The following is a 7,745-nucleotide window of genomic DNA, read 5'->3' as shown; positions in this document are numbered from 1 at the left end:
CGGTAAGCCGTATGCGGGAAAACCGCACGTACGGATTGAAAGGGGGATGGGGAACCGGGTCCTTCGGGACACCGCGCCCCTGACTACCAATGGCCGATCGGGGAACAGTCGCGGCAGGAAGCCATTCCGACGAGGTATCCGCTCTGGTGGCGCAGTACGGCAGGTTGCCGGCCAGCGCGCCGGTGCGCCTAGCCAAACCGACCTCGAACCTCTTCCGCTTCCGCGCGCCGTCGCAGGGGCCGGGACTGGACGTCGGGCGGTTCAACCGGGTGCTGGAAGTGGATTCCGCCGGCCGCACCGCGCAGGTGCAGGGCATGGCGACCTACGAGAGCATCGTCGACGCGCTGCTGCCGTCCGGGCACATCCCACTGGTGGTGCCCCAGCTCAAGACGATCACGCTCGGCGGTGCGGTCGCCGGGCTGGGCATCGAATCCACATCCTTTCGCAGCGGTCTCCCGCACGAATCCGTGCGGGAGATGGAGATCCTCACCGGAGCCGGTGAGGTGGTCCAGGCGCTGCCGGACAACGAGCACGCCGACCTCTTCCGGGGATTTCCGAACTCCTACGGCACGCTGGGCTACGCGCTGCGGCTGGAGATCGAGCTGGAGCAGGTCAAACCGTACGTGCGGTTGCGGCACGTGCGCTTCGGCTCGGCGCGGGAATGTGCCACGGCGATCGCCGAGATCTGCCGCGACCGCAGTTTCGACGGGGAGCCGGTCGACTTCCTAGACGGCACCGTGTTCAGCCCGCGCGAGCAATACCTGACGCTGGGGTCCTATGTGGACAAGGTGCCGTTCACCAGCGACTACACCGGGCAGCAGGTCTACTACCGGTCCATCCAGCAGCGGCAGGTCGACTACCTGGGCATCCACGACTACCTGTGGCGCTGGGACACCGACTGGTTCTGGTGCTCCCGCGCGCTCGGCGCGCAGCACCCGCTGGTCCGCCGGTTCTGGCCGCAGCAGTACCGCCGCTCCGACGTCTACCGCCGGATCGTGGCCTGGGACCGCCGCCACTCGGTCACCGACCGGATCGCGGTGCTGCGCGGCAAGGGCCTCAACGAGCCGGTGATCCAGGACGTGGAGATCCCGGTGGACCGGCTGCCGGAGTTCCTGGAGTTCTTCCACCGCGATATCGGGATCTCCCCGGTCTGGCTGTGCCCGGTGCAACTGCGCGACCGCGAGGGCTGGCCGCTGTACCCGATGGACCCGGACAAGCTGTACGTCAACGTCGGTTTCTGGGCCACGGTGCCGCTGAAGCCGGGCGAGGCGCCGGGGCGGCACAACCGGGCCATCGAACGCGCGGTGACCGAACTCGACGGGCACAAGTCGCTGTACTCCAACTCCTACTTCGAGGAGGCGGAGTTCTGGCGGCTCTACAACCGCTCCGCCTACCAGCAGTTGAAGGATCGGTACGACCCGAAGGGCCGGCTTCCCGGGCTGTACGAGAAATGCGTGGGGGAAAGATGATTACCACGGAGCTTGAGTCGTGGTCACGTCGTCTTTGGCTGGCCGGGCACGTCGCTGGAATGACCATCGGGCATGAAAGCAAATCCCACGCGGCCCTCGATCTGAGCGGCAGGAAGGAGATCCGTTGATGGGCTGGGCAGAGGTGTTCACGCGCATCCTCGGAAGCGACGTCTCTGTGGAGATCCGCGCGTTCGACGGCAGCCGCGCCGGGCGTGCGGGGGCGGACGTGTGCGTAGAAATCCGTTCGCCACTAGCACTTTCGCATCTCGCCGCCGCGCCGGGCGAGCTCGGCCTGGCGCGCGCCTACGTCACCGGGGCGATCGAGGTGCACGGCGACATGCACACCGCGCTGACGGGGTTCCCCAGCGTGGCGCTCAACGACATCCCGCCGAGCCTGCGGCGCGAACTGGCGGTGAAGCTGGCCGGGTACCGGTTGTGGTGGCCGGTGCGACCGCCGGAGGTGGAGCACCGCCCGCGTGGCTGGCGGCACTCGAAGCGCCGCGACAGCAAGTCGATCTCGTACCACTACGACGTGTCCAACCGGTTCTACGAGTGGGTGCTGGGCCCGTCGATGGCCTACACCTGCGCGGTGTACCCAGCGGCGACGTCCACTTTGGAGGAAGCGCAGTTCACCAAGTACGACCTGGTGGCGCGCAAACTCGGCCTGCAGGAGGGCATGCGGCTGCTGGACGTCGGCTGCGGATGGGGCGGCATGGTCATGCATGCGGCCGAGCACTACGGGGTGCGCTCGCTCGGCGTGACGCTGTCCCGGCAGCAGGCGCAGTGGGCGCAGAAGACCATCGCCGAACGCGGGCTGGCTGACCTCGCCGAGGTCCGCCACCTGGACTACCGCGACGTCGCCGAGACCGGCTTCGACGCGGTCAGCTCGATCGGGCTCACCGAGCACATCGGCCTTGCGGAGCTGCCGGGCTACTTCTCTTACCTGGCGGGCAAGCTGCGCCCCGGTGGGCGGCTGCTGAACCACTGCATCACCCGTCCGGATGGCAGTCACGGGTCGCGGCCGGGCAAGTTCATCGACCGCTACGTCTTCCCGGACGGCGAGCTGGAGCCGGTAGGCACGCTCGTGTCGGCGATGAACGACAACGGCTTCGAGGTGCGGCACGAGGAGAACCTGCGTGAGCACTACGCGCTGACACTGGCCGGTTGGTGCCGGAACCTGGAGGAGCACTGGGACGAGGCAGTCGCCGAGGTCGGTTTCGGCCGGGCGCGCGTGTGGCGGCTCTACATGGCGGCCTGCCAGCTGGGTTTCGAGCGCAACATCGTCCAGTTGCACCAGGTCCTCGGCGTCCGCCTGGACGGCACCGACGCCCACTATCCCCTGCGTCCCACCTGGTAGTAGAACCCGAGTCGGCTGTTGAGGGCTCGTGAGCCCGTTTGATCGCTAGCTAGCGGCTGTTGGTGAACTCGGTCGCGCGGTGAACGGCCTGTTTTCCTCCATAGGCGAGGCGAGCAGGCCGTTCGCTTCAACAGCCGCACCCGCCACCACTACATCCAGACGCCGCTGCAGCGGCTCAAAGTGTTCACGGGCCTTTTCGGTACCCGCGATGAGTTCTGCCGCGGTGGCAGGTCTACCTGTTTGCGGCCAGCACGATGGCGACGAGACGGGAGACGGACATGTACGAGATCAAGCAGAAGATCATCACCAACCTCTGGTTCGACACCGCGGCCGAGGAAGCCGCGCGGTACTACGCCGGCATCTTCGACGACTCGCGCGTCGTGCACGTGCAGCGCTACGGCGAGGCGGGGCCGGGCGAAACGGGAACAGTCATGACCGTGCTTTTCGAGCTGGCCGGGCAGCAGTTCGTGGGCATCAACGGCGGCCCGCAGTTCAAGTTCACCGAGGCCATCTCGCTGGAGGTCCTGTGCGACTCGCAGGACGAGGTGGACCGGCTGTGGCAGCAGCTCAGCGAGGGCGGCGAGCCCGGCCCCTGCGGCTGGCTGAAGGACAAGTACGGCCTGTCCTGGCAGATCGTCCCGCGCCGCCTGTACGAGCTGATCACCGATGCGGAAGAGACCAAGGCCCAGCGGGCGATGAAGGCGATGCTGAGCATGGGCAAGCTCGACATCGCCACCCTTGAAACAGCAGCCGAAGGCTGAGCTGCCCCCAGCACCGCCGATCTTCGCGTTCTTCCCCGGGCTGGTGTTCGCTGCTGGCAAACTGCCGCTGGCAGCGAACGCGAGGCGAGAGGTGAGCGAGATTTCCAGGGAAGTGCGGGACTTCAGCGACATCGACCTGCTCCGACGCCGCTGCGAGTTCGGCGCGGCGAAGCAGGCCGCCGATGCGGCTCTAGCTGGAGGGGACAGCGTCGAACTGCGCATCCTGCGGGGCAGGGTGGCGCTGCGCCGGATCGCCATCCGAACCGCGCTGGAGGAGTTCGAGCGAGCGCTCGAACTCGACCCGGCATCCGAACGCGCGCACGCGTGGCGCATCGCCGCGTTGGAGCGCAGCTACCGCTACGCCGAGGCGCTGGAGTTCGCCGAGTCCGCGCTTGAACGGTTCCCGGCAGGCGTGTTCGTCCGCGTGGCGATCGGGCGCCTGCTCATCGAGATGCAACGACCGGACGATGCGATGCGCCACCTGGAGAAAGCGCTCGCGATCGCCCCGGATGACGTCAATGTCATCGAATGGCAATGCTTCGCGCTGCACGCCGCTGGTGAGCTGGACGCCGCCGTGGCGACTTCGCGCGAAGCGCTGCGCCGATTCCCGGGCGAGGCAGATCTCGTGGATCTGCTGGCCTTCCTGGAGGTCGAGCAGTTCCGCTACGAGGCGGCGTTGCGCACCGTGGACCGCGCGCTCGAACTAGACCCGTGGCACGAGCTCGCCCATGAGCGCAAGATCTTCCTCTTGCGGCTGCTGGACAGGTTCAAGCAAGCCGATCGGGCGGCCTCCGAGGCGCTCGCCCGGCTGCCGCATTCCCCGGATCTGGTCTGCGAGCACGCACTGGTCGCCAGTCGGCGAGGCCAGGACGATCTGGCCGTCGAGCGCATCGAGCGGGCCGCCGCATCGGACCCGGAAAACCCGTTCCTCGCCGACTGGTACGCGACGTTGCTCCGGGACGCGAAGCGGCCCGAAGACGCCGAAGCCGTGCTCGACGCGGCCCTGGCCGCGAACCCGGAATCTCCCCGGCTGCTGCTGGAACTGGCGTTGCTGCGCGAGGCCCAGGGTCGCCTGGACGAGGCGATCGAGCTGGTGAGGACCGCGGCGCGGATGGATCAGTACCTGCCGCGAGCCCGCAGCATGGAGGTCAGCCTGCTGCGCAGCGCAGGTCGGGCGGAGGACGCCGAGAAGGCGGCCAGGGATGCGCTGCGGCAGTTCCCCACATACAGACCGCTGCGGCTCGGGTTGGTCAACTCGCTCGACGTCCAGGACCGGGCCGATGAGGCCTTGCAGGAATGCGTCCGCTTCCTGGATGACTACCCGTATGACATCGGCCTGATCTCCGCCAGATGCAACCTGCTCAACGGGTTGTACCGCTACGGCGAAGAGCTGGCGGCGGCGCAAGAAGCGCAGCGCCGGTTTCCGGACGTACCGGCGCTGCGTTACCTGTTAGGGCGAATCCACCGGACCCGAGCGGACTACGACGCCGCACTTCCGTGGGTGGAAAGCACCCTGGACGTGGCTCCGGGCCACGTCGAGGCGTTGGAGTCCAAGGCCATAGTCCTCCGCCTGACCAACCGGTTCGACCGAGCTGAACAGGCCGCCCGGGAGGGGCTGCGCGAAGCCCCGCTCGCCCCCGAACTGCACGAGGAACTCTCCCTGGCGTTGTCTTGCCAGGGGCTGTACGACGCTGCGGTCGCTGCGCTGGAAGGCGGGCTCGAGGCATGCGGCGAGACTTGGTACCTGCGCCAGGCGTTGATCGCGGAGTACGTCCGCCAGGGCCGCTACGAGGAGGCGTTGCAGGCCACCGATCGTGCGTTGCGGTCGGACACCGGGAACGTGTCGGCCTTGCTGGAACGCTACGACATCTTGGTCGAGCTGCGCCGGTTCGGCGAAGCCGAGGCCGTCGCCGCTCGAATGGCCGAGGCGTTCGGTGCGGATGAGGACGTCATCCGCGAACTCGGATGGCGGGAGGTGCGCTTGGGCCGCATCGATGCGGCAATCGAGTTCTTCCGTCGCAATGCCAACAGCGACGATTCGATGCTCGCCTTGCAGGACCGCGTCAGGGCGCTGCGCATCGCCAATCGTTACGACGAAGCCGTTGCGTTGCTGCGCGAGCAGCTGGCGCGGGACCCGGATTCGCGGTTCCTCCTGGTGGAACTGGGCCGGACGTTCCGGCAAGCCGGCCGGTTCGAGGACGCCTTGCAGCTGGCGCGCCGGGCGAAGCGGGCGGAGCCGCATTCGCGGGTGGCGATATGGGACGAGGTCGTCGCATTGCGGCGGATGCGCCTGGCCGCGGAGGCCGAGGAAGCCACGCTGGCCGCGATCGAGCGGTTCCCCCACGACCTGGACTTCTTGCGTTTGCTGGGCGAGATCTACGTCGACACTTACCGACTCGACCAGGCGCTGTCTTGCGTGGACAAGATCCTCGCGATCAGGCCGCTCAGCCTCAACGCCGTCGTGCTGAAGGCCGGTGTGCTGCGCAAGCAGCGCAGGTATCGCGAAGCGGAGCACGTCGTGCGCGGTTACCTGCGGCGATACCCGGGTGATCGGTCGCTGCTGGTCGAGCTGGGCTGGATCGAGCTCGCGCAGCAGCGGTTCACCGAGGCGGAGAAGCACTTCTCGGCACTGCTCGACGACGCGTTCGGACCGGACGAGCGAGGCGATGCGCTCGTGGGCCTGGGCTGGGTGACGTTGCGCGGCAACAACATCCAGAAGGCGCAACGGCATTTCCGGGCCGCACTGGAGATCGACCCGCGCGACGACGAAACCCGGCTCTCGCTGGCCGCCGCGTTGCTGCGCGACGTCGGAACAGCGCAGCACGACGAGGTGGAACGGCTATGCGTGGGCGTCATCGAAGACGACCCGTGCGACGACGAAGCGCATGCGCTGCTGGGCGTGCTGAACTTCCGGCGCGGTAACCACGCCGCCGCCGAGCACCACCTGCGCACCGCCATCGAACTCGACCCCTACGTCGGCGCCCACGTCGACCTCGCCGCGCTGTACAGCCAGCTCGGGCGGTTCGAGGAGGCCGAGAAGCTGCTGGACCAGGCCGTCGAACGGGACTGGTACGACGTGCAGGCACACGTCGAGTTGGGCAACGTCTACCTCCAGCGGGACGTTGACGGCGGGGAGCAGCGGGAGTGGGCCGGGCGGGCGACGCAGCAGTTCCGCCAGGCGACCGTGCTGGATCCGGGCAACGGGACGGCCGCGATCGGCCTGGCGCGTTCGGTGGTGCGGTCCTCCGGGGACCTGGTGAGCGCGGAGGAGCCGCTGCGCTACGTGCTCGACCGGTCGGACTGCGACCTGCCGAAGTGGCGCCTGCAGGTCGAGTTGGCCCGGCTGCTGGTCCAGCGGGGCGACGCGACCGGCAGCGAGGACCTCTACCTGGAGGCGCTGGCGGTCGCCCGGGAGGCGATCGGTTCGGCCTCGGATCAGGCCGAACCGCACTTCGTGGCCGGTGTCGCGGCGTACAAGATCGGGGAGAGCGGCGACGTGCAACTCTCGTCGCTGCACTTCCGCCGGGCGATGCGGTACTTGCGCCGGGTGGAGAAGTTCGACAGCAGGCACTCCGAGGCGCACCGGGTTCGGGTGCTCGCGCAGCAGCGCATCCGGCGGGCCCGCTCCAGCCTGGTCGGCAGCACCGCGCTGATCACCGTGTCGCTGGTGATGCTGGCGTTGATGTGGGGCGCGTTCTTCCTGCGGTACCAGGTGCCAACCGTGCTGCTCGGCACCTTGACGCCGGTGCTCGTGGCGATGGTGGCGATCGGTTTCCTGCTGCCGCTGCTGGTCCGGCTGAAGCTGCCGGGCGGTCTGGAGGCCGATCTTTCCGCGAGCCTCCACCAGGTTTCCTCCGGGCCGACCGGTGAGGTCACCCTCGGTGCCGGGCGTTACGGGGGGCGGCGCAACGAGCAGGCGCGCTTTCGACCCGCATCGCTGAGCGAAGGTCCGCGTGGGGAGCTCTCCGGCCGCAGCTGACGAACAGGGCGCAGTATTGGGATCGCGCCGCGCCGCGATGTTGGTGGTCCGCAGCGAACGGACCGTTCGCTTGGGCGGATTCTCGGGGTCCTCGCAACACCTGATGGCCTATGTGGCTGTAAGTAGATCACGCAGGCGCTCGGCTGGAGTTTTCCAGCCGAGCGTTTTGCGTGGTCGGC

General features: G+C 68.1%; 4 protein-coding genes. All 4 read left to right on the top strand.

Annotation, left to right across the window (positions count from 1 at the left end; genetic code table 11):
• Positions 1 to 89: 89 nt before the first annotated feature.
• The 4 genes from ACWDKQ_RS34015 (at position 90) to ACWDKQ_RS34000 (ending at position 7,566) form a co-directional block, all read left to right on the top strand.
• Positions 90 to 1,469, top strand: coding sequence for an FAD-binding oxidoreductase (locus ACWDKQ_RS34015; RefSeq protein WP_450142872.1), 1,380 nt, complete (start codon positions 90 to 92; stop codon positions 1,467 to 1,469).
• A gap of 127 nt (positions 1,470 to 1,596) precedes the next feature.
• Complete coding sequence (locus ACWDKQ_RS34010) at positions 1,597 to 2,826, top strand: class I SAM-dependent methyltransferase (RefSeq protein WP_450142871.1); 1,230 nt, start codon at positions 1,597 to 1,599, stop codon at positions 2,824 to 2,826.
• A gap of 278 nt (positions 2,827 to 3,104) precedes the next feature.
• Complete coding sequence (locus tag ACWDKQ_RS34005; RefSeq protein WP_450142870.1) at positions 3,105 to 3,587, top strand: VOC family protein; 483 nt, start codon at positions 3,105 to 3,107, stop codon at positions 3,585 to 3,587.
• Positions 3,565 to 7,566 carry a tetratricopeptide repeat protein gene (locus tag ACWDKQ_RS34000; protein ID WP_450142869.1) on the top strand — a complete coding sequence of 1,334 codons (4,002 nt, stop codon included), beginning with the start codon at positions 3,565 to 3,567 and terminating at the stop codon, positions 7,564 to 7,566. Before ACWDKQ_RS34005 ends, ACWDKQ_RS34000 begins: the two co-directional genes overlap by 23 nt.
• Positions 7,567 to 7,745: the final 179 nt, after the last annotated feature.

This window comes from Saccharopolyspora sp. NPDC000995 (genome assembly GCF_053599315.1).
The sequence above is the reverse complement of the archived record's forward strand: the minus strand, read 5'-3'. Positions and strand labels throughout refer to the sequence as shown.

What these genes read in the sequence shown, in the direction of transcription:
- ACWDKQ_RS34015 (WP_450142872.1), top strand. Translation starts at nt 90, where the DNA reads ATGGCCGATCGGGGAACAGTCGCGGCAGGAAGCCATTCCGACGAGGTA.
- ACWDKQ_RS34010 (WP_450142871.1), top strand. Translation starts at nt 1,597, where the DNA reads ATGGGCTGGGCAGAGGTGTTCACGCGCATCCTCGGAAGCGACGTCTCT.
- ACWDKQ_RS34005 (WP_450142870.1), top strand. Translation starts at nt 3,105, where the DNA reads ATGTACGAGATCAAGCAGAAGATCATCACCAACCTCTGGTTCGACACC.